This is a genomic window from Pseudomonas sp. 2 (assembly GCF_056627435.1).
In genome coordinates this window covers 1-25,812 of record NZ_JBWXNG010000017.1, presented here as the reverse complement: position 1 = coordinate 25,812, position 25,812 = coordinate 1, and the positions used below count along the sequence as shown (strand labels likewise).

The following is a 25,812-nucleotide window of genomic DNA, read 5'->3' as shown; positions in this document are numbered from 1 at the left end:
AGGCTCCTCTCAATGCGTTACGCCGAAGATCATAAAGCCCAGACCCACCAGCGCATCCTGCACGAGGCGGCCGCGCGCTTCCGTCGTGACGGTATCGGCGCGACCGGTTTGCAGCCGCTGATGAAGGCGTTGGGGCTGACCCACGGCGGCTTTTACGCCCATTTCAAATCCAAGGATGATCTGGTCGAGAAGGCCCTGCGTTGCGCAGTGGATCAATTGCAGGCCTCACGCAGCGAGAAGCTGGGCGACGACACCTCGGCAGAAGCGTTCATTGACATGTACCTGGCGCCGGTTCATCGCGAGCACCCTGACCAGGGCTGCCCGCTGCCGACCATGTCGTCGGAGCTGGGCCAGCGCGGCCAGCCCAGCGAAATCACCGATGAGCTGATCACCAGCATGCTCGCGGCGCTGGAAGCCGGAATGCCTGCCGGGCAGGACAACAGCGGCAAAAGCGTGATGATGATGTCGAGCCTGGTCGGCGCCCTGACCCTGGCCCGCAGCGCCAAGGATCCGCAACTGGCCGAGCGCATCCTTGAGACCACCCGCGATCAGCTCAAGCAACTGATCTGATACGAACTGCCCCTGCCGTCAGCAGCAGGGGCATCGCGTCAGCTTCAAGCCTCGTAGCGCTTGAACAGCACGCTCGCATTGACGCCGCCAAACCCGAAACCGTTCGACAGCGCGTAGTCGATCCTCATCGGGCGCGCCTGGCCGTGGACGATATCGATACCCTGCGCCGCCTCATCCGGTTTTTCCAGATTGAGGGTCATCGGCGCGATCTGATCGCGAATCGCCAAGGCTGTGAAAATCGCCTCGATGCCACCGGCTGCGCCCAGCAGATGGCCGGTTGCGGATTTGGTCGAGGTCACGGCAACCCTGCCTTGATCGCCGAACACAGCCTTGATCGCCGCCATTTCGCCTTTGTCGCCAACGGGCGTGGACGTGGCGTGAGCGTTCAGGTGCTGAATCTCGGACGGCTGAATCCCCGCCTGGCGAATCGCCGCCTGCATGGCACGGCGCGCACCGCTGCCATCCTCCGGACCTGCCGTGAGGTGATAGGCGTCGGCGCTGGTGCCGTAGCCCACCAGCTCGACGATCGGCGTGGCGCCTCGCGCCAGCGCGTGCTCCAGGGTTTCGATGACCACGATGCCCGCGCCCTCACCCATCACGAAGCCATCGCGATCCTGATCGAAAGGCCGCGAAGCGCGCTCGGGTGTTTCATTGAAGTCACTGGACAGCGCCCTGGCTGCAGCGAAACCGCCGAGCGACACGCGATCGATGCACGCTTCCGCGCCGCCGCAAATGGCAACATCGGCTTCGCCGGCCAGAATCATCCGCGCCGCGTCGCCAATCGCCTGCACCCCGGCGGCACAGGCGGTCACCGGCGCCCCGAGCGGCCCTTTGAAACCGTGCTGTATAGAGACGTGTCCGGCCGCCAGATTGACCAGAAACGATGGAATGGTGAACGGCGACAAGCGCCGTGGCCCACGGGCGTCGGTGGTACGCACGGCATCGGCAATCGACACGAAACCGCCCACGCCTGAGCCGATGATCGTCGCCGTGCGTTCGCGCTCCTCGTCGGTGAACGGCGCCCACCCCGCCTGCGCCACGGCCTGCTGGGCAGCACCGAGGGCGAACAGGATGAAACGGTCCATCTTCTTCTGCTCCTTGGGCGGCGCCGCCGCGTCGGCGTCGAACCCGGCTTCAGGATCTTGAGCCAGGGTCGGCACCGGCCCACCGACCTTGGCCGGCAGATCAGCGACGGTTTCCTCGGGCAGGCGCACGATGCCCGAGCGCCCTTCGAGCAAACGACGCCAGACCGCTTCGACTCCCGTTCCCAGAGGCGTGACCAGCCCCATCCCCGTGACTACGATGCGACGTTGGCTCATGGATTCACCTGTTCAAATCAAGCAGCAGTGGGTTGTACCCGCCATGGGTGGCGGGCTCGTCTCCATGGACGTTGAGCGTAGCAATGGAGATATATTACGACTGTAATTCAGGCAATTATATGTTATGCATAATTTGAAGTGTCAAGGATGAGTGCAAGCGGCGCTGGCTGACTCCGCATAAATACCGGGCAAAAAAAGACCGATCAGTGATCGGTCTTTCGATGCGATTTGGGTCAATCGAGTGCAAGTTTGTCGCGATTGCGGTCGACCAGCGATTTGCCGATACCCTTCACTTCGATCAACTCATCCACCGACGCAAACGCTCCGTTCTCGGCCCGATAGGCGACGATCGCCTCCGCCTTTGCAGCGCCAATACCCGACAACTCTTTTTGCAGGACTTCGGCGGGTGCCGTGTTGATGTTGACCTTGGTCGACTGCTCAGAGGATGCGGAAATCGAAGCGGCAGGCGAAGGGGAAGTCGTTGCCGCGCCGGTTTGTGCGTTGACGGCAAGCGAGGTGCTGGCCAGCAGGGCGAAGACGAGGGAGGAAAGATAGGACATGCGCATGAGCGATACTCCATGACAGCGTGGGTTGGGGAGCAGCTTTCCTGAGCTGCCTTCCAAACCTAGCCCCTGCTCACGGAGCGTCAACGCAGGCATGAGTGACCGAATATGTACCGAGCTGCAGCCCGCTGAAACCGGGGCGTTGCGCTGTTTGCCCGGCAGATTCGACCGGTAAGCAAAGTTTTCAGCGCTGCAAAGGTTACGGCTCGTGACGACGCTGCTGATGAATCCAGTCGACGATATCGCCTTCCGGCGCATACCCGGCCACGGTATCTCCCAGAATCTGCCGCACCCGTGCGTAGTCATCCTGATCCAGTGCCTTGAGCAATTGCGACAGGCTCTGCTTGAAGGTGTCCCAGGGCAAGTGATCTTCCTGAGCACTCATGATCATCGGGTGGCTGGTGGCCGCGACGTTGTCGCCGATCAACAGCTCTTCATAGAGTTTTTCCCCCGGGCGCAGGCCGGTGAACTCGATGGAGATGTCACCGTGGGGGTTCTTGTCCGAGCAAATGCTCAGGCCTGAGAGGTGAATCATCTTTTCTGCCAGCTCGATGATCCGCACCGGCTCGCCCATGTCGAGCACAAAGACATCCCCGCCCTGCCCCATGGAACCGGCCTGAATCACCAACTGCGCGGCCTCCGGAATGGTCATGAAGTAACGCGTGATCTTCGGATGGGTGACCGTCAGCGGCCCACCGGACTTGATCTGCTGGTGAAACAGCGGAATCACCGACCCTGATGAACCCAGCACGTTACCGAAGCGGACCATGATGAAGCGGGTCTTGTTGACGTGATGAACGTTGGAGCGATCGCCAAACATCACCGGCGCGGTTTCGCGACTCAACGCCTGCAAGGTCAGCTCAGCCAGGCGCTTGGTGCTGCCCATGATATTGGTCGGGCGCACGGCCTTGTCCGTGGAAATCAGCACAAAGTTGGCAACACCCGCCTGCAGTGCGGCCTGCGCGGCGTTCACGGTGCCAAGCACATTGTTGATCACGCCTTCGGCGATGTTGTGCTCGACCATCGGCACATGTTTGTACGCCGCGGCATGGTAGACCGTGTCGACGCGCCAGGTTTTCATCACATCAAGCAGTTTGGCCGGGTTGCGCACCGAGCCCAGAATCGGCAACACCTTGACCTTCAGCGACTCGCGCTCGACGCGGCGCTCCAGTTCCGAAAGGATGGTGTAGAGGTTGAACTCGCTGTGATCGAGCAGCAACAGCGTGGTGGGCTTGAGCATGACGATCTGCCGGCACAGCTCCGAGCCGATCGAACCGCCGGCACCGGTCACCAGCACGCACTGGTTCTTGATGCAGTGCTCCAGCAACTCTTCCTGGGCCGGGACGGCGTCACGACCGAGCAGGTCGGCGATGTCCACTTCCTGCAGGTCATCGACCTTGACGCGTCCAGCCGCCAGGTCGGAAAAGTTCGGCACGCTGCGCACATGCAGCGGGAAGCCTTCCAGAAAGCCCAGGATCTCGCGACGACGGGCTCTGGCCGACGAAGGAATCGCCAGGAGGATTTCCTGCGCCCCCGTGCCGTCGATCATTTGCTGAATATGTTTGGGCTTGTAGACCTGCAACCCGGAAATCACCCTGTTGGAAATCGAATCGTCATCGTCGATGAAGGCCACCGGACGCATGGAGCGCCCCATCCGCAACGCAGCGACCAGTTGATTGCCCGCCGCGCCCGCGCCGTAGATCGCCACTTTCGGCAAGCCGTCATCGCGGCTGGTGAACGGCACGTGCTGTGCAGCGGAAAACCAGTCGCCGAGAAAATACTGACGCATGGCCAGCCGCAGGCCACCGATCATCACCAGGCTCAGCCACCAGTAGTTGAACATCACCGAGCGCGGCACCACGTGCTGATGATTGCTGTAGAGGTAGACCACCACCCCCAGGATCAGCGCCGAAAGGCTGACCGCCTTGATGATCGCCACCAGCGCATCGTTGCCGAAATAGCGCATGACCGCGCGATACATGCCGAATCGAATGAACAGCGGGATGGCTACCACTGGCGCACTGATGAACAGCCAGGTGTGAATATTCAGGGGGTTGATCAGATCATCGATTCCGAGACGAACTACAAAAGCCATCCAGAGCGCGAACCAGACGAGACAGACGTCGGTGGCCACTTGAATGATCCGCTTCTTGCGACGGGGCAACGCCAGCAACGAAACGCGCAATTTGTCCATGATTCCCTCGAACACGAGTTCAAACTCCTACCAATCGACCGATATGCCGGTTTTTGATTCCCTTCGCCGCATGAAAATCGAATGGGCGATCAGGGCGACCAAGCGCCCTGTCAATTCTTCTCAAGTTCGCCAGCCCGGAAACGGATAGCCAGGACGATCAACGGAATGTAAGCGATGATCACGCCGGTCACACCGTCCAGACCGAAACATCCCACCCACAACGCCATGGGCAGAAGCCAGCAAAGATTGATTACACCGACTGCAGACGTCACTGGAAGGTGCTTGCCGAACCGCCGCGAGGCGAACTGATAAGCATGACTTCGGTGAGCCTCATAGACCTTGTCGCCTCGAACGAGCCGACGAATGAGGGTAACTGTAGCGTCAACGATGAAAACACCGAGGAGAATAAGCCATGACCAGAGTAACTGCGAGGAAATAGTCGCAGCTTCAATGGACAGTATGCCCAATACCATGCCCAGAAAGCCGCTCCCGGCGTCGCCCATGAAGATGCGCGCCGGAGGAAAATTCCAGAACAGAAACCCCGCCACTGCCAAGGCAAGCAGCACTGGCAGGCCGATGTGCGAGGACAGCCCGTTCACACCATAAATCAGCGCAGCCCCGAAACAGACAGTCACCGCCTCCACGCTGGCGATGCCGTCGATGCCATCCATGAAGTTGTAGAGATTGAGCAACCACACCAGATAAACCACCGCCAGTACGTCACCGATCAAGCCCAGATCGACCGGGACGTTGAACAGGGTGATAGTCGGCAAGCCACCGAGCCAGAACAGCCCCCAGGCAGACGCAGCAAAATGCCCCAACAGGCGCCAACGTGCGGCGACATGGCCGTGATCGTCGAGAAAGCCAAGCGCGGCGATCAGCAGCCCTGCCCCCGACAGCGCCATGAAAATCGACACGCCCAGTTCGCCTGTGCCGAACAGCCAGACCAATGCAGCGAGAAAACTGACAACGATCGCCACCCCGCCGCCCCGTGGCGTCGGCACCGTGTGAGAACTTCTGCCATTGGGAATATCCAGCAGACTCTTGTGCAGCGCGTAACGCCGCAGCCAATAGGTCAAGCCGAATGAAGCGGCGACCACCGCGATTGCCAACCACCCGTAGTTCATTTCTGCCCCGTTGCTAAAAAGTGCTCGACCGTTTCTCGCAGGCCTTCGTCAACAGACACTGGCGGCGTCCACTGGAGCCGTTCACGGTTCTTGCTGATGTCCACGCACAACGAACCCAGAAGCCGCTGCGCCGCAGCCTTGCGCCCCAGCAGGCTGGCGCCGAAAGACAGAACAGATGGCGGCACAGGGATCAGACGGTTCGCTACACGCAACTGTGTCGTCAACTTGCGCGCCAGAGCGGACGTCGACAGATCATCGCCATCGCTGACCAGAAACACCTGATTGGCCGCCGCGGGATGATCGATGCACACCCGGATCAAGTCCACCAGATTGCCCAGCGACACCAGACTGCGGCGATTGTCGATCGCCCCCAAGGGCAAGGGAATGCCTCGGCTCAAGACGCGCATCAATTGCAGAAAATTGGCTTTGACCCCGGGCCCATAGACCAGCACCGGGCGGATGATCACTACCTCCATGGCACTCTGGCCAGACAGCTCCAGCAGCCCCTGCTCCGCTTCATGCTTGGACACGCCATAGGGGTCCAGAGGACGAGGCGTGTCGTCCGCGCGAAAACAGTGGCCGGGCGCAGTGGATTCGCCGTTGACCTTGATCGAACTGATGAAGATGAACCGACGCACCCCGGCAGCAGCGGCTTGCCGAGCCAGGTTCAAGGTGCCGGCCTTGTTGACCTCACGGAACAAGGCCAGCGGATCGGCCGCGGTTTCATTCATGACGTGGACACGGGCGGCGGTGTGAATGACGGTGTCACAGCCGCTCAGCGCGTCGGCCCAGTCGGTGCTGCTGTCGATATCCGCGACGGTAACGCTCCTGACATCGGCAGGATGATTCGAAGTGACGCGCCTGCTCGCCGCGAGCACATGGGCAGGGTGATGGCTGCGCAGATGAGCGATCAGCGCCCTTCCCAGAAAACCGGTACTTCCTGTGACCAGGACATTTCTTTCCATGCTTTAACCGTGCGAATGAAGCGAATCGGTACAACGTAAGACAAGGGCGCGATACACGCCCTTGCCTATTCCATAAAAACAACAACCCCCGCCCGAGGACGAGGGTTGGCACACAGCTGGCGCCTTAGCGAACGCTCAGCAGCGCCTCGATTTCCTTGACCTTGGCCGCCACCAGCTGTGGATCCCGGCGGCTTTCCACGTTCAGACGCAACAGCGGCTCGGTATTGGAACCGCGCAGGTTGAAGCGCCACTCGGCAAACTCAAGGCTGATGCCGTCGGTCTTGTCGATGTTCGAGCAGCTCGGGGCGAAATGATCGTAGACCTTGGCCAGCTCGGCCTTGACGTCGTCGACCTTATAGTTGATCTCGCCGCTGCATGGATAGGCGGCAATGCGCTCATCCACCAGCTGGGACAGTGTCTTACCGGAGACCGACATCAAGGCGGTGACCAGCAGCCACGGGATCATGCCACTGTCGCAGTAGGCGAAATCGCGGAAGTAGTGGTGAGCGCTCATCTCACCGCCATACACCGCATCTTCCTTGCGCATGCGCTCCTTGATGAACGCATGGCCGGTCTTGCACAGCACAGGCGTGCCGCCGGCCTGGTTGACCTGATCGATGGTGTTCCAGGTCAGGCGCGGGTCGTGAATGATTTTCGAGCCCGGCTGTTGCTTGAGCAGCATTTCGGCCAGCAGGCCGACCAGGTAATAGCCCTCGACGAAGCGACCTTTCTCGTCGAAGAAGAAGCACCGATCGAAGTCACCGTCCCAGGCCAGGCCCAGGTCGCAACCGTGCTCAAGCAGCGCTTTCTGGGTGATGCTGCGGTTTTCCGGCAACAGCGGGTTGGGCACGCCATTGGGGAAATTACCGTCAGGCTCGGCGTTGATGATCACCCACTCGAAGGGCAGCTTGTCCTTGATCGCCAACAGGGCCGGGCCAACAGCGCCGTTGCCCGGATCGGCGAGGACCTTCAGCGGGCGCAACTCGGCGCCTTCGACATAGCCCAGCAGATGCTGAATGTAGGCAGTCTTGTCGGGGGCGGGTTGCACACTGCCCTTTTGCGCCGCGACCTGGCCGAAGTCACCGGCATCCACTCGCTGGCGAATGGCGTCCAACCCCGTGTCGCCACTGATCGGCCGCGACTCGCGCTGCACCAGCTTCATGCCGTTGTAACCCTTGGGGTTATGGCTGGCGGTGACCATTACACCGCCGTCGGCGGCGTAGTGGCTGGTGGCGAAATACACTTCTTCGGTACCGCACAGGCCGATGTCGATCACATCCGCTCCGGCATCCTGAATGCCCTGGGTCAGCGCCTGCGCAAGCGTCGGGCTTTCGAGACGCATGTCTCTGCCAACCACGATATTTTTGGCGCCCAGTTCCACGACCATCGAACGACCAATGCGGTAGGCAATGTCGGCGTCCAGGTCATTGGGGACCTGACCACGGATATCGTAGGCTTTGAAGCAGCGTGTCTGAATAGCGGGATAGACGGAATTCATGGGTAAAAACCTATGCGACAAAAAACCCTGAGGTTTCTTTGTTCAGTATGAAGCAGCCTGACCGGCAGGCTGCACGCAATCCTCGTGCATCATGCCGAGGCGAGGATTAGGCACTGAAAATGAAGATTAGTTATCGATGGGGCTGTAATTATCTTGCATACCTTGATGCCGCAGGTGGCCATCGGGTCACAAACGCGCATCAGACGGGACGCACTCACGGCGACAAAGGCCTGAGTCCCGCGCCGAAGGAGGCAGAGCATACCCTCGATGAGCACGCTGTACAGTTCAGCAAGTTTTCCAGATTTTTCAGCAACGCCTGGCATTACTACTTTTCATGGCCACGCCCATGCTGACCGATCCTGTCGGGCGATGATCAACCCAGCCGTGAAGCACGCCCCTTGCGACGAAGACCGGCGAACCAGGCCAGCACCGGGCCGATCATCATGCCGACCAGCAACGCCACGATCACAGGCACTGCCATTGACAGCTCGGGCGCCGACCAGCCAAAGAACACCAATGCCACCGGCTGCTGATTTTCCAGCATGAACACCACCGTCGCCGCGACGATCAGCACGACAACGACGAAGAAAACCAGGCGTTTCAGATTTCGCATTCAGCGCTCCTTCAGAAGATCATTGGAGCCCGTGCTCCTCTTCTTCGTTCACCCGATCACGCAATTCCTTGCCGGGTTTGAAATGCGGGACGAATTTGCCGTCAAGGCTGACGGATTGTCCGGTCTTGGGATTGCGGCCCACCCGAGGCGCGCGGTAATGCAGGGAAAAGCTGCCAAAGCCACGGATTTCAATACGATCTCCCGTAGCGAGGCATTGCGACATCTGTTCAAGCATGGTCTTGATGGCCAGCTCCACATCCTTGGATGAGAGCAGTCCTTGATGGGTGACAATTCGTTCGATCAACTCCGACTTCGTCATATTTTTCCCTTCTTTTTCAAGCAGCTAGGTAAGCGCTTCAAAGGTTTTAGCATGACCGCAAGCTTTTGAACAGCCCATTGCCAGACTTAAATCCAGGCGCGTGAACCTGGCAGGCTCCGGGAAAAACCATCGCCCACAAAAAAGGGCGACCGAAGTCGCCCTTTTTCAATGGTCAGACAGAACTCAGTTCTGCTTTTCCATTTGAGCACGCAGCAGGTCACCCAGAGTGGTAGGACCGGTGTTTTCTGCGGTTTCAGGCTTGCTACGCAGGCTCTGAATCGCTTCTTTCTCGTCTTCAACGTCTTTCGACTTGATGGACAGAGAAATCACACGGCTCTTACGGTCAACGCTGATGATCTTGGCTTCGATCTCTTCGCCTTCTTTCAGGACGTTACGCGCGTCTTCAACGCGGTCACGGCTGATTTCGGAGGCTTTCAGAGTAGCTTCGATGTCGTCGGCCAGGGTGATGATGGCGCCTTTGGCGTCAACTTCTTTAACGGTACCGCGAACGATAGCGCCCTTGTCATTGACAGTGACGTACTCGGAGAACGGATCGCTTTCCAGCTGCTTGATACCCAGCGAGATGCGCTCACGCTCTGGGTCAACAGACAGGATCACGGTGTCGAGCTCGTCGCCCTTCTTGAAGCGACGTACGGCTTCTTCGCCCACTTCGTTCCAGGAGATGTCGGACAGGTGAACCAGACCGTCGATGCCGCCGTCCAGACCAATGAAGATACCGAAATCGGTGATCGACTTGATGGTGCCGGAGATCTTGTCGCCCTTGTTGAACTGGCCAGAGAAGTCTTCCCATGGGTTGGACTTGCACTGTTTGATGCCCAAGGAGATACGACGACGCTCTTCGTCGATGTCCAGAACCATGACTTCCACTTCATCGCCAACCTGAACGACTTTCGATGGGTGGATGTTCTTGTTGGTCCAGTCCATTTCGGAAACGTGTACCAGGCCTTCCACGCCTTCTTCCAGCTCTGCGAAGCAGCCGTAGTCGGTCAGGTTGGTCACACGCGCGGTCACGCGGGTGTTTTCCGGGTAGCGAGCCTTGATAGCAACCCATGGGTCTTCGCCCAGTTGCTTCAGACCCAGCGATACGCGGTTTTTCTCGCGATCGTATTTCAGGACCTTGACATCGATCTCATCGCCAACATTGACGATTTCCGATGGGTGCTTGATGCGCTTCCACGCCATGTCGGTGATGTGCAGCAGGCCATCGACGCCACCCAGATCGACGAATGCGCCGTAGTCGGTGAGGTTCTTGACGATACCCTTGATGTGCAGGCCTTCCTGCAGGGTTTCCAGCAGAGCTTCGCGCTCGGCGCTGTTCTCGGCTTCCAGGACGCTGCGACGGGAAACGACAACGTTGTTGCGCTTCTGGTCCAGCTTGATGACCTTGAATTCCAGCTCTTTGCCTTCCAGGTGCGTGGTGTCGCGCACTGGACGGACGTCAACCAGAGAACCTGGCAGGAACGCACGGATGCCGTTAACGTCGACGGTGAAGCCGCCTTTAACCTTACCGTTGATAACGCCCTTGACCACTTCTTCAGCTGCGAAAGCCGCTTCCAGAACGATCCAGCACTCGGCGCGCTTGGCTTTTTCGCGGGACAGCTTGGTTTCGCCAAAGCCGTCTTCCACTGCGTCCAGCGCAACGTGAACTTCGTCACCGACCTTGATGGTCAGCTCGCCAGCTTCGTTGTAGAACTGCTCGAGCGGGATGACGCCCTCGGACTTCAGGCCAGCGTGTACGGTAACCCAGTCGCCGTCGATGTCGACAACCAGACCGGTGATGATTGCACCCGGCTGAAGGTTGAGGGTCTTCAGGCTTTCTTCAAAAAGTTCTGCAAAGCTTTCGCTCATTTTAATTCCTGTTGGATAAGGGCGAAGTAACCGCCCATCTGCCACGTTCCAGACCACGTGGGTTTCGTTCATATGAAAGAAAGCCTACGGGACTATGACTGGTCTTCCCGTATGGCTTCCTGGTCATCCAGCGAGATCGCGAAGGGCGACTTCACTCAAGATGCGTTCCAGCACCTGCTCGATGGACAATTCGGTGGAATCCAGCTGAATGGCGTCTTGCGCCGGCTTGAGCGGGGCTACCGCTCGCTGGGTGTCGCGTTCGTCACGGACACGTATCTCATCTAGCAGACTCGACAGACTAACATCGTCGCCCTTGGCCTTCAACTGCAAATATCGGCGACGGGCACGTTCCTCGGCGCTGGCGGTGAGGAAAATCTTCAACGGCGCGGCGGGAAATACCACCGTACCCATGTCGCGGCCATCGGCGATCAGGCCGGGAAACTCCTGAAACGCACGCTGGCGCTGCAGCAGCGCTTCACGCACCGCCGGCAACGATGCCACCTGCGACGCGCCGCTGCCGATCTGCTCGTTGCGGATCGCTAGGGTCACGTCCTCGCCTTCCAAGATGATGCGCTGACCGTGATCGTCGGTCGCCGCCTCGAACTGCACATCCAGATGCGCTGCCAGCACCTTGAGCGCTTCCTCGTTGGTCAGGTCCACGCCATGGTTGCGGGCAGCGAATGCCAGCAGGCGATACAGCGCGCCCGAATCCAGCAGGCACCATCCCAGGCGCTTGGCCAGAAGGCCCGCTACCGTCCCTTTCCCGGAACCGCTTGGTCCGTCGATCGTAATGACCGGAGCTTGAACTTTCACGATTGCCCCTCTTGCGCTACACGAATACCCACCTGACCGCACAAGGCCAGGAAATTGGGGAATGAAGTCGCCACGTTGGCGCAGTCCCGAATGCGGATCGGGGCCGCTGCGCGCAACGACGCGATACTGAATGCCATCGCGATGCGATGATCGCCATGACCGTCGACTTCGCCCCCGCCGATCTGGCCTCCTTCAATAATGAGGCCATCGGCGGTGGGTTCAACCTTGATGCCGAGCACGGTCAGACCGTCGGCCATGGCCTGGATCCGGTCCGACTCCTTGACGCGCAACTCCTGAGCGCCGCGCAATACGGTACGCCCTTGCGCGCAGGCTGCGGCAATGAACAACACCGGGAACTCGTCAATCGCCAGCGGCACCAAGGCCTCGGGGATCTCGATGCCCTTGAGCTTCGCATGACGAACCCGCAGGTCTGCCACCGGCTCGCCGCCCACTTCTCGCAGGTTCAGCACGGCGATATCGGCGCCCATCAGGCGCAGGATATCAATCACGCCGGTACGGGTCGGGTTGACGCCGACATGCTCCAGCAAGAGATCCGAACCCTCGGCGATGGAAGCCGCCACCAGGAAGAACGCCGCCGACGAAATGTCGGCCGGCACTTCGATGCGGGTCGCCACAAGCTTGCCACCCGCTGCCACCGAAGCGGTCGCGCCGTTACCCGCCACAGGATAACCAAAGCCGCGCAACATGCGCTCGGTGTGGTCGCGTGTCGGCGCAAGCTCGGTGATGGTGGTTGCGCCTTCTGCGTAAAGCCCGGCCAGCAGCAGGCAGGATTTGACCTGGGCGCTGGCCACCGGCATGACGTAACTGATGCCCTTGAGTGGCTTGCCACCGCGGATGGTCAGTGGCGGACGGCCGTCTGCAGAGGTCTCGATCACCGCGCCCATCTGCCGCAGCGGCTCGGCCACGCGCTCCATCGGACGCTTGGACAAAGAGGCATCGCCAGTCAGCACGCTGTCGAACGACTGCGCGGCCAGCAGGCCGGACAGCAACCGCATTGAAGTGCCGGAGTTACCCAGATAGATCGGCCCCGGCGCAGGTTTCAGGCCTTTTAGCCCGACACCATGAATCGTCAGGCGCCCGTGGTGCGGGCCCTCGATGACCACGCCCATGTCGCGGAACGCCTGCAGGGTCGCCAGCGCATCTTCGCCTTCAAGGAAGCCTTCGACCTCGGTCGTGCCTTCGGCCAGCGAGCCGAGCATGATCGAGCGATGGGAGATCGACTTGTCGCCGGGCACGCGAACCTGCCCGCTGACGCTGCCGCCCGGCTGGGCGACGAACACCTGCTCCTGCGCCGAGGTTTTCTCGACGTAGGCCCGGCGAGCGAGAATCTTGCCAAAATGCTCGCGGGCCACCCGGGCGCGGGTGAACACGCCCAGCAGTTGATGGCCGTCGCCAGCGTCCACGGCATCGCGCAGGGCGTCGAGGTCACTGCGGAAAGTGTCCAGCGTGCGCAGCACCGCCTCGCGGTTGGCCAGGAAGATGTCGTGCCACATCACCGGATCGCTGCCGGCAATGCGGGTGAAGTCGCGGAAACCGCCTGCTGCGTAACGGAAGATGTCGAGATTCTCGTTGCGCTTGGCCAGCGAATCCACAAGGCCGAACGCCAGCAGGTGCGGCAAATGGCTGGTCGCGGCCAGCACTTCGTCGTGGCGCTCGACCTGCATGTGCTCGACATCGGCACCCAGCGCCGACCACATGCGATCGACCAGCGCCAGCGCGTCGGGATCGGTCTGCTCCAGCGGCGTGAGAATCACCTTGTGGCGGTTGAACAACTTGGCGTTGGAAGCTTCCACCCCGCTCTGCTCGGAACCAGCGATCGGATGGCCCGGGACGAAACGCGCAGGCACAGTGCCGAAAACCTCGCGCGCAGCGCGCACGACATTGCCCTTGGCGCTGCCCACGTCGGTCAGCACGGCATTGCCCAGGTCGAGCCTGGCCAGCACGCCCAAGAGTTTTTCCATGGCCAGGATCGGCACGGCCAACTGAATGACATCGGCACCGACGCAGGCTGCAGCAAGATTGTCTTCACAACGATCGACGACACCCAGTTCGACGGCCAGCTTGCGCGATTGCGGGTCCAGATCGACGCCGACGACTTCGCGACACAGGCCGCTTTCCTTCAAGCCCTTGGCGAACGAGCCCCCGATCAGACCGAGGCCGACCACCACCAGGCGGCCGATCATAGGTGCAGCGGATTGCACTGCAATGACATCAACCACGCGCCAGGACCTTGCTCAGTGCTTCGAGGAAGCGAGTGTTTTCGCCCGGCAGGCCAATGCTGACGCGCAGGTGATTGGGCATGCCGTACCCGGCAATCGGGCGCACGATCACGCCTTCGCGCAGCAAGCCGTCGTAGACCGACGCCGCTTCACGGCCCAGGTCGACGGCGATGAAGTTGGCTTTCGAGGCAATCCAGCTCAGGCCCAGCTGACGCAGGCCCTCTTCCATCTGCTGCATGCCGGCCTCGTTCAAGCGGCGGCTTTCAGCGACGTAGGCGGTATCGTCCAGCGCGGCGCAGGCTGCGGCCAGCGCGAGGCTGTTGACGTTGAATGGCTGACGCACGCGGTTGAGCACGTCGGCGACCACAGGCGAGGACAGCGCGTAACCTACCCGCAGCGACGCCAGGCCGTAGGCCTTGGAGAAGGTGCGCGACACCAGCAGGTTCGGGTAGTCGGCGAGGTAATTCAGGCCGTCCGGCAGCTCGGCGCCTTCGGCGTATTCGATGTAGGCCTCGTCCAGCACCACCAGAACGTCCTTTGGCACCTTGGCGAGAAAATCCGCCAGTGCGGCAGGACCGAACCAGGTGCCGGTGGGGTTGTTCGGGTTGGCGATGAAGACCACGCGGGTGTTGCTGTCGATGGCCGCCAGCATCGCCGGCAGATCATGACCCCAGTCGCGAGCCTTGGCGACGCGCGCACTGGCGCCCACGGCCTGTGTGACGATCGGGTAGATGGCGAATGCATGTTCGCTGAACACGGCATTCAAGCCCGGCGCCAGATAGGCACGGGCGACGATTTCGAGAATGTCGTTGGAGCCGTTGCCCAGCGTTACCTGGGCGGGCGTGACGCCACAACGCTCGGATAACTGCTGCTTGAGGTCGAAACCGTTGCCGTCCGGATAACGGGTCAGCTCGGCCAGCGCCTGGGCAATGGCCTGCAGCGCCTTGGGACTGGCGCCCATGGGGTTTTCGTTGCTGGCCAGCTTGATGATGCGCGCCGGATCGATGTCCAGCTCACGGGCCAATTCGTCCACCGGCTTGCCGGGAACGTAAGGCGAGAGTTTTTGCACGCCGGGCTGTGCCAGCGCGAGGAAGTCGCCGCTCATTTACCGCATTACCTCGTGTGAAACATGAATCAAGGATTGCCGATTGCCCGCCGTAGCAGCACGGCTTGCCGGCGGGATCGATCTTACGGACGCCCCCGCCGGCAAGCCGTGCTGCTACGGATCGTGGCCGTCCAGACCTTCTCTTGTCAGAGAACAGCCTTGGGATAGGAACCCAGCACCTTGAGGGCTACCGCTTCCTGGCTGATCCGCTCCAACACGGCCTTGATCAGCGGATCGCGGTGGTGGCCGACGAAATCGATGAAGAACACGTAGGTCCATTTACCGCTGCGCGAAGGCCGGGTCTCGATGCGCGTCAGGTCAATGCCGTTCTCGTGGAAAGGCACCAGCAGCTCGTGCAGCGCGCCAGGCTTGTTGCTCATCGAGACGATGATCGACGTCTTGTCGTCGCCCGTCGGTGGCACTTCCTGGTTGCCGATCATCAAGAAGCGCGTCGAGTTGTCCGGACGGTCTTCGATTTTCTCGGCGATGCGCGTCAAACCGTACAGGTTCGCCGACATATCACCGGCGATCGCCGCAGAGTTCCACTCGCCCTTGACCCGCTTGGCCGCCTCGGCGTTGCTGGACACCGCCACGCGCTCGACATTCGGGTAATGGGCGTCCAGCCATTTGCGGCACTGGGCCAGCGACTGGGCGTGGGAGTAGATGCGGCTGATGCTGTCGGTCTTGGTGTTTTCGCCCACCAACAGGTGGTGGTGAATGCGTAGCTCGACTTCGCCACAGATGACCATGTCGTGTTCGAGGAAGCTGTCCAGCGTGTGGTTGACCGCGCCTTCGGTGGAGTTTTCCACCGGCACCACGCCGAAGTTGACCGCACCGGCGGCCACTTCACGGAACACTTCGTCGATGGCCGCCATCGGCTTGCTGATCACCGCATGGCCGAAATGCTTGAGCGCCGCCGCCTGGGTGAAGGTGCCTTCAGGGCCCAGATAGGCGACCTTGAGCGGCTGCTCCAGCGCCAGGCACGAGGACATGATTTCGCGAAACAGACGCGCCATTTCCTCGTTGCTCAGCGGGCCACGGTTACGCTCCATGACGCGCTTGAGCACCGCGGCCTCACGCTCGGGACGATAGAAAACCGGGGCTTCGCCTTCGGCCAGACCCGCCATCTTGACCCGCGCCACTTCCTGCGCACAGCGCGCCCGCTCGCTGATCAGCTCCAGGACTTTCTCGTCCAGGCTGTCGATGCGAACGCGCAGCGCCTTGAGCTCTTGTTCAGACATTAGCCGTGTTCCTTCTCGAATTCAGCCATGTAGGCGACCAGGGCGTCGACCGCTTCCAGGCCCAAAGCGTTGTAGATCGAGGCGCGCATGCCGCCGACCGAACGGTGGCCCTTGAGGTTGAGCAGATTGCGTGCGTCGGCGCCGGCGAGGAAGGCCTTGTCCAGGCGCTCGTCCGCCAGACGGAACGGCACGTTCATCCACGAACGGGCGTTGTGGCTGATCGGGTTGGTGTAGAAGTCGCTGCTGTCGATGAAGCTGTACAGACGGTCCTTCTTGGCGCGGTTGCGCTGCTCCATGGCCTCGACGCCACCCTGTTCCTTGAGCCACTCGAAGACCAGACCCGAGAGGTACCAGGAATAGGTCGCCGGCGTGTTGTACATCGAGCCGTTGTCCGCCGAAACCTTGTAGTTGAGCATGGTCGGGCAGCTGCTGCGGGCGCGGCCGAGCAGGTCTTCGCGAATGATCACTACCACCAGGCCGCTCGGGCCGATGTTCTTCTGCGCACCGGCGTAGATCAGGCCGTACTGCGAGACGTCGATCGGGCGCGACAGAATGTCTGAAGACATGTCGACCACCAGTGGCACGTCACCGGCTTCCGGGACCCAGTCAAACTGCAGGCCGCCGATGGTTTCGTTGGAGGCGTAGTGCACGTAGGCGGCGTTCTTGCTCAGCTTCCATTCGTTCTGACCCGGGATCGCCAGGTAGTCGTAGGGCTTGGCGCTGGCCGCGACGTTGATGTTGCCGAAGTGACGGCCTTCTTCGATGGCTTTCTTCGACCAGATGCCGGTCTCGATGTAGTCCGCCGTGCCGTTTTCCGGCAGCAGGTTCAGCGGGATCTCGGCGAACTGCTGGCTGGCGCCGCCCTGCAGGAACAGCACCTTGTAGTTGGAGGGGACGGACAGCAAGTCGCGCAGGTCCTGCTCGGCCTTTTCGGCAATGGCCACGTAATCGTCGCTGCGATGGCTCATTTCCATCACCGACAAGCCCTTGCCGCGCCAGTCCAGCATTTCGGCCTGGGCACGCTGCAGTACTGCGTCAGGAAGCGCGGCGGGACCAGCGCAGAAGTTAAAGGCTCGCTTGCTCATATCCACTCTCATCAAATCGTTGAATTCAAACACGCCGTAGCAGGCCGACCGCTACAGTTCTGGCCAAAGCCAAGAGGGCCCACGAATGGGCCCTCAAATACAACGTCTATCAGTCCTGCGACTCGTCTTCGTCGCCAGCGCCATCGGCTTGCAGATCACCGCCTGCCTCGTCTGCCTCGGAGAGGTTGACCACCTCGCCGTCCAGCACCTCGCCGTCGAACGCTTCGCCTTCCAGCTCATCACCTTCGACTTCTGACGGCTCCTGCACACGCTCCAGGCCCACCAGTTTCTCGTCCTTGGCCAGCTTGATCAGGGTCACGCCCTGAGTGTTGCGGCCCAGGCTCGAGACTTCGTCGACACGGGTACGGACCAGAGTGCCCTGGTCGGAGATCAGCATGATCTCTTCGCCATCCTGCACCTGAACCGCGCCGACCAGACGGCCGTTGCGCTCGTTGCTGACCATGGCGATAACGCCCTGGCCGCCACGCTTGTACTCAGGGAACTCGGTGATCGCCGTACGCTTGCCGTAGCCACGCTCGGAAGCGGTGAGGATCTGGCTGCCCTCTTCCGGAATCAGCATGGAGATCAGTTTCTGACCTTCCTGCAGGCGCATGCCGCGCACACCGCGGGCGGTACGACCCATGGCACGGACATCGGATTCCTTGAAGCGGGTGACCTTGCCGCCGTCGGAGAACAGCATGATTTCCTGCTCGCCATCGGTGATGGCCGCGGAAATCAGGATGTCGCCTTCGTCCAGCTCCAGGGCGATCAGGCCGACGCTGCGCTGACGGCTGAACGCCACCAGCGGGGTCTTCTTGACGGTGCCGTTGGCGGTGGACATGAAGATGAACGGCGCCTTCTTCTTGTCGGCTGCCTTGATGCGGGCGCGACGCTCTTCTTCGCTCTCGTTGGCGTTCTCGATGTCTTCGACATCGGTCTCGACGCCTTCGGCTTCTTCTTCGTCGGCCTGCTTGCGCATGGCTTCCAGGTCAACCGGCAGCATGGTGGTGATGTACTCACCCTCGCTGAGCGGCAGCAGGTTGACCAGCGGACGACCACGGGCAGCGCGGGACGCTTCCGGAATCTCGTAGGTCTTGAGCCAGTACACCTTGCCTTTGCTGGAGAACATCAGCAGCGTGGTGTGGCTGTTGGCGACCAGCAGGTGAGCGATGTAGTCCTCATCCTTGACGCCGGTGGCCGACTTGCCCTTGCCGCCACGACGCTGGGCCTGGTACACGGCCAGCGGCTGGGTCTTGGCGTAGCCACCGTGGGAGATGGTCACCACGCGCTCTTCTTCAGGAATCATGTCGCCGAGGGTCAGATCCAGGCGCGCGTCGAGAATCTCGGTGCGGCGCACGTCGCCGTATTCGGCGCGGATCAGTTCCAGCTCTTCGCGGATCACTTCCATCAGGCGCGTGGCGCTGTTGAGGATGCGGATCAGCTCGCCGATCTGAGTCAGGATTTCCTGATACTCGGTCAGCAGTTTTTCGTGTTCCAGACCAGTCAGGCGGTGCAGGCGCAGTTCCAGAATGGCCTGAGCCTGTTCCGGCGACAGGAAGTACTTGCCGTCACGCAGGCCGTATTGCGGGTCGAGGTTTTCCGGGCGGGACGATTCGGCGCCTGCGCGCTCGATCATTTCCACCACGGCGCTCGATTCCCACGGCGTGTTGACCAGGCCTTCCTTCGCTTCGGCCGGGGTCGGCGACGCCTTGATCAGCTCGATGACCGGGTCGATGTTCGACAGGGCCACGGCCTGGCCTTCGAGGATGTGCGCACGCTCGCGGGCCTTGCGAAGTTCGAAGACGGTACGGCGGGTGACCACTTCGCGGCGGTGACGGATGAACGCTTCCAGCAGGTCCTTGAGGTTGAGGATCCGCGGGCGACCGTCGATCAGCGCGACGATGTTGATGCCGAACACGCTCTGCAGCTGGGTCTGGGCGTAGAGGTTGTTGAGGATGACTTCTGGCACTTCGCCGCGGCGCAGCTCGATGACCACGCGCATGCCGTCCTTGTCGGACTCGTCGCGCAGCTCGGTGATGCCTTCGAGCTTCTTCTCCTTGACCAGCTCGGCGATCTTCTCGATCAGACGCGCCTTGTTCAGCTGGTACGGCAGCTCGGTGATGACGATCTGCTGGCGGCCACCGACCTTGTCGATGTCCTCCACCGTGGAGCGGGCACGCATGTAGATGCGACCGCGACCGGTCTTGTAGGCCTCGACGATACCGGCACGGCCGTTGATGATGCCCGCTGTCGGGAAATCGGGGCCGGGGATGTACTGCATCAGCTCGTCGACGGTCAGGTCGCTGTTGTCGATCAGCGCCAGGCAGCCGTCGATGACCTCGCCCAGGTTGTGCGGCGGAATGTTGGTCGCCATGCCCACGGCGATACCGCTGGAGCCGTTGACCAGCAGGTTGGGAATGCGGGTCGGCATGACCGCCGGGATCTGCTCGGTGCCGTCGTAGTTGGGCACCCAGTCGACGGTTTCCTTGTGCAGGTCCGAGAGCAGCTCGTGGGCCAGCTTGGTCATGCGCACTTCGGTGTATCGCATGGCCGCGGCGTTGTCGCCGTCCACCGAACCGAAGTTGCCCTGGCCGTCTACCAGCAGGTAGCGCAGGGAGAAAGGTTGCGCCATGCGCACGATGGTGTCGTAGACAGCGGTGTCGCCGTGGGGGTGGTACTTACCGATGACGTCACCGACCACACGGGCGGATTTCTTGTACGGCTTGTTCCAGTCGTTACCCAGTTCGCTCATCGCGTAGAGGACACGCCGGTGCACGGGCTTCAAGCCATCGCGCGCATCGGGCAGAGCTCGTCCGACGATGACGCTCATCGCGTAGTCGAGGTAGGACTGTTTCAGCTCGTCTTCGATATTGACCGGGAGGATTTCTTTGGCCAGTTCGCCCATGAGAAGCCTGATTCCTTTTTCTGGTGAAACCTCGCACATCCATCCGGGATGAACGAAGCTCGCCGCCGCCGGCCTGTGCCTGGCGACGACTTACGACAAATCAGCGAGTTAAGCCATGGATTTGCGCAATGAAGAGGGCCGCATTGCGCCCTCCTGGAAACCGCCGGATATTACCACAATCGCCGTCAGGCACGAACTGTTTGAAGGCCTTGAAAGTGAGCCATTTGGCCATTAGGGGCCTGAGAAGGGCTTACAGGGCCCGACAGACCTCACCCGGACAGGCGGTATTAGTGCCTGCCACGGGATCAATGCAGGCGCTTACGGCACATCAGCTGGGCCATTTTGGCCGTGTCGGGGCGTTCGACGATGCCTTTTTCGGTCACGATGGCATCGATCAGGTCGGCGGGCGTCACATCGAACACCGGGTTGAACGCATCGACATCGGCGCCGACCCGCTGCCCGTTCAGTTCGAGCAACTCACTGGCGGCGCGCTCTTCGAGCAGGATGTCCTCGCCGCTGGCCAGGTTCATGTCGATGGTCGAACTGGGCGCCACCACCATGAAACGCACGCCGTGATGCATGGCGGCGACCGCCAGGTGATAGGTGCCGATCTTGTTGGCGACGTCGCCGTTGGCGGTGATCCGGTCGGCGCCGACGATGACCCAGGTGATGCCCTTGGTTTTCATCAGGTGTGCCGCCGCAGAATCCGCCGTCACCGTGACCGGCACGTCCTCATTGGCCAGCTCCCACGCCGTCAGCCGCGAACCCTGCAGCCAGGGCCGGGTTTCGCCGGCGTAGACGCGCTCGATCATGCCTTCTATATAAGCAGCGCGAATCACCCCGAGCGCCGTCCCGAAACCGCCGGTGGCCAGCGCGCCGGTGTTGCAGTGGGTGAGCACGGTCTGCAGGTTGCCCTGGTGTTTGCGCATCAACTCGGCGCCCAGTTGCGCCATGGTCAGGTTGGCTTCGCGGTCGCTTTCATGAATTGCCAGCGCCTCGGCTTCCATCACCGCGCGCGGGTCCTCGGAATCCTTCAGGCGATAGAGGCGCTCGCGCATGCGGTTCAGCGCCCAGAACAGGTTGACGCCGGTGGGCCGGGCGTTGACCAGCAGATCGAAGTCTTCTTCAAGGGCCATCTGCCAGTCGCTGCCCGCCGCATAGCGTTCGATGACCCCCAGCACCAGGCCATAGGCGGCCGCGATGCCGATGGCCGGCGCCCCGCGCACGACCATGCTGGCGATCGCGTCGGCAACACCGGTGGCGGTGTCGTAGGCCAGCCAGCGCTGCTCATGGGGCAGCGCCCGTTGATCCAGCAGATACAGCGTGCCGTCCTGCCAATCGATGGCCTTCACTTTCTCCGCAGCCAGTAGTCGATCGCGCATTGCACACCCCACATGATGATTTTGAAAAGCACAAGCCAAGGAATCAAATAGCCAGCAACTGAAAAAAGCCGCGGATTATAGCGAGCCGTCCATCCGGACGCTCGGGTATACTTCGCCCTCCCCGTAATGACCCACTGGATGCCGCACCATGCCCCACTCCGCTGCACCGCTCGACCTGCTGTTGCTGCCGGACTGGCTGGTACCGGTCGAACCCGCTGGCGTGGTCCTGCAACAGCACGGCATCGGTATTCGTGACGGTCTCATTGCCTACATCGGCCCGAAAGCCGAAGCCTTGCGGCAAAATGCCATAGAAGTCCGCGAATTGCCCGGGATGTTGCTCGCCCCCGGCCTGATCAACGCCCACGGCCACGCCGCGATGACGCTGTTCCGTGGCCTGGCGGACGACCTGCCCTTGATGACCTGGCTCAAGGAGCACATCTGGCCGGCCGAAGCCAAATGGGTAGACGAGGATTTCGTCCGCGACGGCACCGACATCGCCATCGCCGAACAGCTCCAGGGCGGCATCACCTGTTTCTCTGACATGTATTTCTTCCCAAAGGTCGCCGCCGAGCGCGTGCACAACAGCGGCATGCGCGCGCAGATCACCGTCCCGGTGCTGGACTTTCCGATCCCCGGCGCGCGCAACGCCGACGAATCGCTGCACATCGGCGTCGAGTTGTTCAGCGACCTGGCGCATCACGACCGCATCCGAATCGCCATGGGCCCGCACGCGCCTTACACCGTCAGCGATGAGAACCTGGAAAAGATCCGGGTGATCGCCGACGAACTGGACGCGATGATTCAGATGCATGTCCACGAAACCGCCTTTGAAGTGCACGAAGCCGTGCAGCAGCGCCAGGAGCGCCCGCTCGCCCGCCTGCAACGCCTGGGTCTGCTGGGCCCGCGTTTTCAGGCGGTGCACATGACCCAAATCAGCGATGACGACCTGGCGATGCTGGTGGAAAGCAACTCCAGCGTGATTCACTGCCCCGAATCGAATCTCAAGCTGGCCAGTGGCTTCTGCCCGGTGGAGCGCCTGTGGCAGGCCGGGGTCAACGTCGCCGTGGGCACCGACGGCGCCGCCAGCAACAATGACCTGGACCTGCTCGGCGAAACCCGCACGGCCGCGCTGCTGGCCAAGGCCGTCGCCGGCTCGGCCACGGCGCTCGACGCCCACCGCGCACTGCGCATGGCCACCTTGAACGGCGCCCGCGCGCTGGGCATCGACGACATCACCGGTTCACTGCAGCTCGGCAAGGCGGCCGACATGGTGGCCTTCGACCTGTCGTCGCTTGCACAGCAACCCATTTACGACCCGGTGTCACAACTTATCTACGCCAGCGGCCGCGACTGTGTCAGTCACGTCTGGGTCGCGGGCAAGCAACTGGTGCAGGACAAGCGTCTGACGCGAATGGATGAACAGGCTCTGACCCGAACCGCCAGGGCCTGGGGCAACCGCATCGCCGTTCGCTCCTGAATCGAGAGCATCTGAACCGACAGCATCGTCACATTGCCGCGCGATCATGGCCAGACGCCGTGATCGGCCTACGAAATTCAAGCTTAGAGGGATACACATGAGCAACGTCGACCACGCCGAAATCGCCAAATTCGAAGCCCTGGCCCATCGTTGGTGGGACCGCAACAGCGAATTCAAGCCGCTGCACGACATCAACCCGCTGCGGGTGAACTGGATCGACGAGCGCGTGAGCCTGGCCGGCAAGAAAGTGCTGGACGTCGGTTGCGGCGGCGGCATCTTGAGCGAAGCCATGGCCCTGCGCGGCGCGACCGTCACCGGCATCGACATGGGCGAAGCGCCACTGGCCGTGGCCCAGCTGCATCAGCTCGAATCCGGGGTGAACGTCGAGTACCGGCAGATCACCGCCGAGGCCCTGGCCGAGGAAATGCCCGAGCAGTTCGACGTGGTCACTTGCCTTGAGATGCTCGAGCACGTGCCCGATCCGTCTTCGGTTATTCGCGCCTGCTACAAGATGGTCAAGCCGGGCGGTCAGGTGTTCTTCTCCACCATCAACCGCAACCCGAAGGCGTACCTGTTCGCCATCATCGGCGCCGAGTACATCATGAACCTGCTGCCGCGCGGCACCCACGACTTCAAGAAATTCATCCGCCCATCCGAGCTGGGCGCCTGGAGCCGCAATGCCGGGCTTGAAGTGAAAGACATCATCGGCCTGACCTACAACCCGCTGACCAAGCACTACAAGCTGGCCGCGGACGTCGACGTCAACTACATGATCCAGACGCTGCGGGGGGACTGAGCCATGCCTTTGAGAGCGGTTCTTTTCGACATGGACGGCACGCTGCTGGACACCGCGCCGGACTTCATCGCCATCTGTCAGGCGATGCTGGCCGAACGGGGTTTTCCCCAGGTCGATGACAAACTGATTCGCGATGAAATCTCCGGCGGCGCCAAGGCGATGGTCTCGGCGGCGTTCGCCATGTCGCCAAACGAGCCGGAATTCGAGGCGCTGCGCCTGGAGTTCCTGGAGCGTTACCAGAAAGACTGCGCCGTACACAGCAAGCTGTTCGACGGCATGGCAGAGCTTTTGGCCGATATCGAGAAGTCCAAGCTGATCTGGGGCGTGGTGACCAACAAGCCGGTGCGTTTTGCCCAGCCGATCATGGAGCAGTTGGGGCTGGACACCCGTTCGGCGGTGCTGATCTGCCCCGACCACGTGACCCGCACCAAGCCCGACCCCGAGCCGATGCTGTTGGCCTGCAAGCTGCTGGACCTGGACCCGGCCAGCGTGCTGTTCGTGGGCGATGACTTGCGCGATATCGAGTCCGGCCGCGACGCCGGCACCAAAACCGCGGCCGTGCGTTACGGCTATATTCATCCCCACGACAACCCGGATCACTGGGGCGCGGACGTGGTGGTGGATCACCCGCTGGAACTGCGCCGGGTGCTGGATAACGCGCTGTGTAGCTGCTGAAATCGGTGTAGATGAACGCGATCCCTCTGTAGGAGCGAATTCATTCGCGAACGATTTGCCAGGCAATACATCTCTGTCGCCTGACCCATTTTCGCGAATGAATTCGCTCCTACGGAAGACCGCCTCGGCCTGATAGAAATCAAACACGCAAGGATCTGCCCATGCTCAACTACTCCGCCCGCCCCGAGCTGCTCAAGGATCGCGTCATTCTGGTCACCGGCGCAGGTCGCGGGATTGGTGCTGCCGCAGCCAGAACCTACGCCGCCCACGGCGCGACGGTGCTGCTGCTGGGAAAGACCGAGGCCAATCTCGCGGCGCTGTATGACGAGATCGAAGCCGCAGGCCATCCTCAGCCGGTGGTGATCCCGTTCAACCTGGAAACCGCCCTGCCCCATCAATACGATGAGCTGGCCGCGATGATCGAAGCCGAGTTCGGGCGGCTCGACGGTTTGCTGCACAACGCCTCGATCATCGGCCCGCGCACGCCGCTGGAACAATTGTCGGGCGAGCATTTCATGCGGGTGATGCACATCAACGTCAACGCCACCTTCATGCTCACCGCCACGCTGCTGCCGCTGCTGAAATTGTCTGCCGATGCATCGGTGGTGTTCACGTCCAGCAGCGTGGGTCGCAAGGGCCGCGCGTACTGGGGTGCCTACGGGGTCTCGAAGTTCGCCACCGAAGGCCTGATGCAGACGTTGGCCGACGAGCTGGAAGATGTGGCCTCGGTGCGCGCCAACAGCATCAACCCTGGCGCCACCCGCACCGACATGCGCGCCCAGGCGTACCCGGCGGAAAACCCGCTGAACAACCCGACGCCCGAGGAGATCATGCCGGTGTATCTGTATCTGATGGGGCCCGACAGCGCGGGGATCAATGGTCAGGCGTTTGATGCGCAGAAGAAGAAATGATCGGTCTCAAGATCAAGATCAAGAGCGCTCTTCCTAACGTCAGATCTGTTTCGACTTCGTCGAGTTACTTGGAAAAGACACCCAAGTAACCAAGGTGTCCTGCTCCTGGCTTGGGTCTGACTTCGTCAGACTTCCTGAACGAAGG

The 25,812-nt window shown here is 61.5% G+C and carries 21 protein-coding genes; 5 read left to right on the top strand and 16 right to left on the bottom strand.

Annotated features, from left to right (window positions below; all coding sequences use genetic code 11):
- Positions 1-12 precede the first annotated feature (12 nt).
- A complete protein-coding gene (locus AC1MEK_RS23695) occupies positions 13-570 on the top strand; it encodes a TetR/AcrR family transcriptional regulator (protein WP_480398711.1) in 558 nt (185 codons plus the stop codon).
- 44 nt (positions 571-614) lie between these two features.
- Here AC1MEK_RS23695 and fabF read toward each other — a convergent pair whose 3' ends face one another.
- From fabF to mtnA, 16 genes are all read right to left on the bottom strand, one after another.
- The gene (fabF, locus tag AC1MEK_RS23690) at positions 615-1,889 is read right to left on the bottom strand and encodes a beta-ketoacyl-ACP synthase II (RefSeq protein WP_480398710.1); all 1,275 of its coding nucleotides are present in this window, start codon (positions 1,887-1,889) and stop codon (positions 615-617) included.
- Positions 1,890-2,122: 233 nt separating this feature from the next.
- Positions 2,123-2,455: a ComEA family DNA-binding protein gene (locus tag AC1MEK_RS23685; RefSeq protein ID WP_480398709.1), complete on the bottom strand. Its 333-nt coding sequence runs from the start codon at positions 2,453-2,455 to the stop codon at positions 2,123-2,125.
- A 196-nt stretch (positions 2,456-2,651) separates the two neighbouring features.
- Positions 2,652-4,649, bottom strand: coding sequence for a polysaccharide biosynthesis protein (locus tag AC1MEK_RS23680; protein ID WP_480398811.1), 1,998 nt, complete (start codon positions 4,647-4,649; stop codon positions 2,652-2,654).
- A gap of 107 nt (positions 4,650-4,756) precedes the next feature.
- Positions 4,757-5,773, bottom strand: coding sequence for an MraY family glycosyltransferase (locus AC1MEK_RS23675; protein WP_480398708.1), 1,017 nt, complete (start codon positions 5,771-5,773; stop codon positions 4,757-4,759).
- Positions 5,770-6,738 (bottom strand): UDP-glucose 4-epimerase family protein, encoded by a 969-nt coding sequence (locus tag AC1MEK_RS23670; protein ID WP_480398707.1) that lies wholly within the window; start codon positions 6,736-6,738, stop codon positions 5,770-5,772. The genes AC1MEK_RS23675 and AC1MEK_RS23670 overlap by 4 nt, the downstream gene beginning before the upstream one ends.
- Positions 6,739-6,862: 124 nt before the next feature.
- The gene (locus tag AC1MEK_RS23665; RefSeq protein ID WP_480398706.1) at positions 6,863-8,236 is read right to left on the bottom strand and encodes a phosphohexomutase domain-containing protein; all 1,374 of its coding nucleotides are present in this window, start codon (positions 8,234-8,236) and stop codon (positions 6,863-6,865) included.
- 373 nt (positions 8,237-8,609) lie between these two features.
- Positions 8,610-8,849: a lipopolysaccharide assembly protein LapA domain-containing protein gene (locus AC1MEK_RS23660; RefSeq protein ID WP_480398705.1), complete on the bottom strand. Its 240-nt coding sequence runs from the start codon at positions 8,847-8,849 to the stop codon at positions 8,610-8,612.
- A gap of 19 nt (positions 8,850-8,868) precedes the next feature.
- Positions 8,869-9,168 (bottom strand): integration host factor subunit beta, encoded by a 300-nt coding sequence (gene ihfB, locus AC1MEK_RS23655; RefSeq protein WP_108237235.1) that lies wholly within the window; start codon positions 9,166-9,168, stop codon positions 8,869-8,871.
- Positions 9,169-9,351: 183 nt separating this feature from the next.
- Complete coding sequence (gene rpsA, locus AC1MEK_RS23650; RefSeq protein ID WP_480398704.1) at positions 9,352-11,037, bottom strand: 30S ribosomal protein S1; 1,686 nt, start codon at positions 11,035-11,037, stop codon at positions 9,352-9,354.
- Positions 11,038-11,160: 123 nt separating this feature from the next.
- Entirely contained in the window at positions 11,161-11,850 is a 690-nt protein-coding gene (gene cmk / locus AC1MEK_RS23645) for a (d)CMP kinase (protein ID WP_480398703.1), read from the bottom strand.
- Positions 11,847-14,054, bottom strand: coding sequence for a bifunctional prephenate dehydrogenase/3-phosphoshikimate 1-carboxyvinyltransferase (locus AC1MEK_RS23640; protein WP_480398810.1), 2,208 nt, complete (start codon positions 14,052-14,054; stop codon positions 11,847-11,849). Before AC1MEK_RS23640 ends, cmk begins: the two co-directional genes overlap by 4 nt.
- A 28-nt stretch (positions 14,055-14,082) precedes the next feature.
- Entirely contained in the window at positions 14,083-15,195 is a 1,113-nt protein-coding gene (gene hisC, locus AC1MEK_RS23635) for a histidinol-phosphate transaminase (RefSeq protein WP_480398702.1), read from the bottom strand.
- Between the two features lie 146 nt (positions 15,196-15,341).
- Positions 15,342-16,436: a prephenate dehydratase gene (gene pheA / locus AC1MEK_RS23630; protein WP_480398701.1), complete on the bottom strand. Its 1,095-nt coding sequence runs from the start codon at positions 16,434-16,436 to the stop codon at positions 15,342-15,344.
- A complete protein-coding gene (serC, locus tag AC1MEK_RS23625) occupies positions 16,436-17,521 on the bottom strand; it encodes a 3-phosphoserine/phosphohydroxythreonine transaminase (RefSeq protein ID WP_480398700.1) in 1,086 nt (361 codons plus the stop codon). Before serC ends, pheA begins: the two co-directional genes overlap by 1 nt.
- Before the next feature lie 109 nt (positions 17,522-17,630).
- Complete coding sequence (gene gyrA / locus AC1MEK_RS23620; protein ID WP_480398699.1) at positions 17,631-20,426, bottom strand: DNA gyrase subunit A; 2,796 nt, start codon at positions 20,424-20,426, stop codon at positions 17,631-17,633.
- 305 nt (positions 20,427-20,731) lie between these two features.
- Positions 20,732-21,808: an S-methyl-5-thioribose-1-phosphate isomerase gene (gene mtnA / locus AC1MEK_RS23615; RefSeq protein ID WP_480398698.1), complete on the bottom strand. Its 1,077-nt coding sequence runs from the start codon at positions 21,806-21,808 to the stop codon at positions 20,732-20,734.
- Positions 21,809-21,956: 148 nt separating this feature from the next.
- Here mtnA and AC1MEK_RS23610 point away from each other — a divergent pair, with 148 nt between their 5' ends.
- The 4 genes from AC1MEK_RS23610 (at position 21,957) to AC1MEK_RS23595 (ending at position 25,667) form a co-directional block, all read left to right on the top strand.
- Positions 21,957-23,285 carry a TRZ/ATZ family hydrolase gene (locus AC1MEK_RS23610; RefSeq protein ID WP_480398697.1) on the top strand — a complete coding sequence of 443 codons (1,329 nt, stop codon included), beginning with the start codon at positions 21,957-21,959 and terminating at the stop codon, positions 23,283-23,285.
- 97 nt (positions 23,286-23,382) lie between these two features.
- Complete coding sequence (ubiG, locus tag AC1MEK_RS23605; protein WP_480398696.1) at positions 23,383-24,081, top strand: bifunctional 2-polyprenyl-6-hydroxyphenol methylase/3-demethylubiquinol 3-O-methyltransferase UbiG; 699 nt, start codon at positions 23,383-23,385, stop codon at positions 24,079-24,081.
- A gap of 3 nt (positions 24,082-24,084) precedes the next feature.
- Positions 24,085-24,756: an N-acetylmuramic acid 6-phosphate phosphatase MupP gene (gene mupP, locus AC1MEK_RS23600; protein WP_480398695.1), complete on the top strand. Its 672-nt coding sequence runs from the start codon at positions 24,085-24,087 to the stop codon at positions 24,754-24,756.
- A gap of 161 nt (positions 24,757-24,917) precedes the next feature.
- Positions 24,918-25,667: a YciK family oxidoreductase gene (locus AC1MEK_RS23595; protein ID WP_480398694.1), complete on the top strand. Its 750-nt coding sequence runs from the start codon at positions 24,918-24,920 to the stop codon at positions 25,665-25,667.
- Positions 25,668-25,812 lie beyond the last annotated feature (145 nt).

What these genes read in the sequence shown, in the direction of transcription:
- ubiG (WP_480398696.1), top strand. Translation starts at nt 23,383, where the DNA reads ATGAGCAACGTCGACCACGCCGAAATCGCCAAATTCGAAGCCCTGGCC.
- AC1MEK_RS23675 (WP_480398708.1), bottom strand. Translation starts at nt 5,773, where the DNA reads ATGAACTACGGGTGGTTGGCAATCGCGGTGGTCGCCGCTTCATTCGGC.
- AC1MEK_RS23595 (WP_480398694.1), top strand. Translation starts at nt 24,918, where the DNA reads ATGCTCAACTACTCCGCCCGCCCCGAGCTGCTCAAGGATCGCGTCATT.
- rpsA (WP_480398704.1), bottom strand. Translation starts at nt 11,037, where the DNA reads ATGAGCGAAAGCTTTGCAGAACTTTTTGAAGAAAGCCTGAAGACCCTC.
- mtnA (WP_480398698.1), bottom strand. Translation starts at nt 21,808, where the DNA reads ATGCGCGATCGACTACTGGCTGCGGAGAAAGTGAAGGCCATCGATTGG.
- ihfB (WP_108237235.1), bottom strand. Translation starts at nt 9,168, where the DNA reads ATGACGAAGTCGGAGTTGATCGAACGAATTGTCACCCATCAAGGACTG.
- pheA (WP_480398701.1), bottom strand. Translation starts at nt 16,436, where the DNA reads ATGTCTGAACAAGAGCTCAAGGCGCTGCGCGTTCGCATCGACAGCCTG.
- AC1MEK_RS23670 (WP_480398707.1), bottom strand. Translation starts at nt 6,738, where the DNA reads ATGGAAAGAAATGTCCTGGTCACAGGAAGTACCGGTTTTCTGGGAAGG.
- AC1MEK_RS23685 (WP_480398709.1), bottom strand. Translation starts at nt 2,455, where the DNA reads ATGCGCATGTCCTATCTTTCCTCCCTCGTCTTCGCCCTGCTGGCCAGC.
- mupP (WP_480398695.1), top strand. Translation starts at nt 24,085, where the DNA reads ATGCCTTTGAGAGCGGTTCTTTTCGACATGGACGGCACGCTGCTGGAC.
- AC1MEK_RS23660 (WP_480398705.1), bottom strand. Translation starts at nt 8,849, where the DNA reads ATGCGAAATCTGAAACGCCTGGTTTTCTTCGTCGTTGTCGTGCTGATC.
- hisC (WP_480398702.1), bottom strand. Translation starts at nt 15,195, where the DNA reads ATGAGCGGCGACTTCCTCGCGCTGGCACAGCCCGGCGTGCAAAAACTC.
- gyrA (WP_480398699.1), bottom strand. Translation starts at nt 20,426, where the DNA reads ATGGGCGAACTGGCCAAAGAAATCCTCCCGGTCAATATCGAAGACGAG.
- AC1MEK_RS23640 (WP_480398810.1), bottom strand. Translation starts at nt 14,054, where the DNA reads ATGATCGGCCGCCTGGTGGTGGTCGGCCTCGGTCTGATCGGGGGCTCG.
- fabF (WP_480398710.1), bottom strand. Translation starts at nt 1,889, where the DNA reads ATGAGCCAACGTCGCATCGTAGTCACGGGGATGGGGCTGGTCACGCCT.
- serC (WP_480398700.1), bottom strand. Translation starts at nt 17,521, where the DNA reads ATGAGCAAGCGAGCCTTTAACTTCTGCGCTGGTCCCGCCGCGCTTCCT.
- AC1MEK_RS23695 (WP_480398711.1), top strand. Translation starts at nt 13, where the DNA reads ATGCGTTACGCCGAAGATCATAAAGCCCAGACCCACCAGCGCATCCTG.
- AC1MEK_RS23610 (WP_480398697.1), top strand. Translation starts at nt 21,957, where the DNA reads ATGCCCCACTCCGCTGCACCGCTCGACCTGCTGTTGCTGCCGGACTGG.
- AC1MEK_RS23665 (WP_480398706.1), bottom strand. Translation starts at nt 8,236, where the DNA reads ATGAATTCCGTCTATCCCGCTATTCAGACACGCTGCTTCAAAGCCTAC.